The sequence below is a fragment of the Verrucomicrobiota bacterium genome, assembly GCA_039192515.1.
Lineage (GTDB): Bacteria > Verrucomicrobiota > Verrucomicrobiia > Methylacidiphilales > JBCCWR01 > JBCCWR01.
Genome location: JBCCXA010000097.1, coordinates 1 through 2,209 on the forward strand (window position 1 = coordinate 1; position 2,209 = coordinate 2,209).

A 2,209-nucleotide genomic window follows, 5' to 3' on the forward strand; every position below is an offset into this window, starting at 1 on the left:
GTTTTCTAACTCTCCAGTTTCGATATATCTTATCGGATATTGCTTTAAAACATTTATTATATTAGTAATCCATAAATCTCTTCGCTCTCTCAACAAAGCAATCAACTGTTCTGCATTTTGATTTCCATTCTCAAAACATTCACTTGTATCATGTATAGTAGTCATAGTTAATTCATGTAGTGACTTGTAGAAAGATCTCATGGCTTCCAGATATATAACATCAAATTGCTCCTCACGTACAATCTCTCCAAATAATGCTTGTCCTTTTACTAAGAAAGAATGAAACAGATGAGATCCTATTTTTGCCCAAAAGTCCAGACAGTATTCCTCGTCACCCATTATGAATTCTATAAGTTGATTTGGGGTTAATATGTTTGGGTACTCTGCATTATTAATGTACCATTTCTCTGATGTGTGTCTCCTTCTTGAGGGCACCTTACCATATCTAACTCGATCATTAATTGGTACCGTCAGAATCCACCACTCATAGACATTGTTTGCTAGTTTGAGAATGTCATCTATGACCGCAGGCAAAATGGACCCCCTGAAGAAGTTCAAAGATTCTGTGTTAATATTAAAATGCAGCGAATGTGCAAAGCCATTGACCGTGGAACTTGTTAAACTTTTGATGATAAGATTCGGATGTTTCGGAGTTGATTCTTGAGAATTGTTCTCAAATAATGAACATGCCATACCAAGTACTCCCGTCGTATGAATCATTAATGATTGCAGCAGACCTCGACAATTACTATCATAAATGTAAGGATAATATGAATCCGCTCGAAGTCTAGTATTCTTCATTTTATATGTGCCTTCGGAATGAATGTCAGCCCAAGGCTTCCAGGATGACAGTTTCGATTCAAACTTCTTCAGGTCAAAGGACCCTCTTCTGACGGCATTCGGACCGCTACGAGCGATACTCGCTGTAAACTCTACTAATAATCCATTTGCAGTAGAATACATCCCTTTAGTATGCATTCTAAATGCATTCCTTGCAATCTTATTGTGGAACACATAAAATCGGCGTACTATCTTATCCAAATTATTCTTCGAAAAGGTTCTGCTCACTGGATTTCCGTCCAGATATGGACTGAATGTCTGTGCGAGAAGCACGTTTTGAATAATGAATTGCACACGTTGATCTAACCACTTCTGTCCCCCATTCTCCCCATCACATACCGGTACTTGCTGAAGCGAATTATCAACAATATTTGTTTCAATCCCTTGGAACAAATCAAATACGGTTTTATAGAATCTTCTCGGAGGTGGAGCACCAGGGTTACGGTTGGAACTAGTGGCCATAATATCTTTTTCGTCTGGAATCTGGATAGTTGATAGTTCATACTGTTAGACAAAACCTATTCACTTTCGATATGGGAAGTCACATCGCTCAAAACAATAGTTTCATAGATTAAATACACTTACTTCGTCTACTAATAAATTTCTATCATCAGTAAGCCTTTCGTTTTCATTCACGACGATTCCTTCGTTGTCGATTCCCATCACCGTGTCAGTCGTAACTCGTCGACGTTGAATTTCGTCTCTTGTCCTTTCACTAACTTCATTCCGGTGTCGCTTCATGTTTGGTTGAAGATTGATTACTGCTATTCTTCGTCAGAAGTGCAAGTTGCAGTCCTGCAATCCAAGCTGGCCAGTGGAATTTTTACTTTAATTTTAGACTTAAGTTTCTGCTTGCATTCATAAATTTCATGCATACCTGTACGCGTGGTCAATTTCCAATTATTTTTGAAGCTTGCCACACTGGCAAGCATCACCTCCAGTCATATTCGTCGGTTTTTTTTAATTAAAAAGTTGGCATGCATGACAGTCCTGACGGGCCGATTCCCATTTACTTTCGAGCTTGCCACACTGGCGAGCATCATTCCAAGTCGTAAACGTCGATTTGGCTATATTAGAGAGTTTACGAAAGCGGAAATTTCCGCTTAGTTTTTCCTTTCGTACACTTTATTGCTAATGATTGACACGTTTCGTCATGGTCAGCATTCAGGAAAGGAATACTATGCTTTGATCTTTAACTCTGTTGACAGATGATACCCTGCAATTGAGTACTGTACTGATTTCAACAGAAAGCAAAGGTGCAGATTAGTGACTTTTCAATCAACAAAACGATCTTACACTTTTCTAATCGGGTGATCCTCCTTTTCATATAAGATCCATCAACAGATGTATTCAAATACCAGAACTCAGA

The 2,209-nt window shown here is 38.5% G+C and carries 3 protein-coding genes; 1 reads left to right on the forward strand and 2 read right to left on the reverse strand.

The window, feature by feature from the left end:
- Positions 1–1,302, reverse strand: a 1,302-nt coding sequence (locus AAGA18_16140) for a hypothetical protein (protein ID MEM9446871.1), incomplete at its 3' end; no start/stop codon positions are given.
- A 102-nt stretch (positions 1,303–1,404) separates the two neighbouring features.
- Positions 1,405–1,581: a hypothetical protein gene (locus tag AAGA18_16145; protein MEM9446872.1), complete on the reverse strand. Its 177-nt coding sequence runs from the start codon at positions 1,579–1,581 to the stop codon at positions 1,405–1,407.
- Between the two features lie 240 nt (positions 1,582–1,821).
- Between AAGA18_16145 and AAGA18_16150 the strand changes: the two genes are divergently transcribed.
- Complete coding sequence (locus tag AAGA18_16150; protein MEM9446873.1) at positions 1,822–1,947, forward strand: hypothetical protein; 126 nt, start codon at positions 1,822–1,824, stop codon at positions 1,945–1,947.
- Positions 1,948–2,209 lie beyond the last annotated feature (262 nt).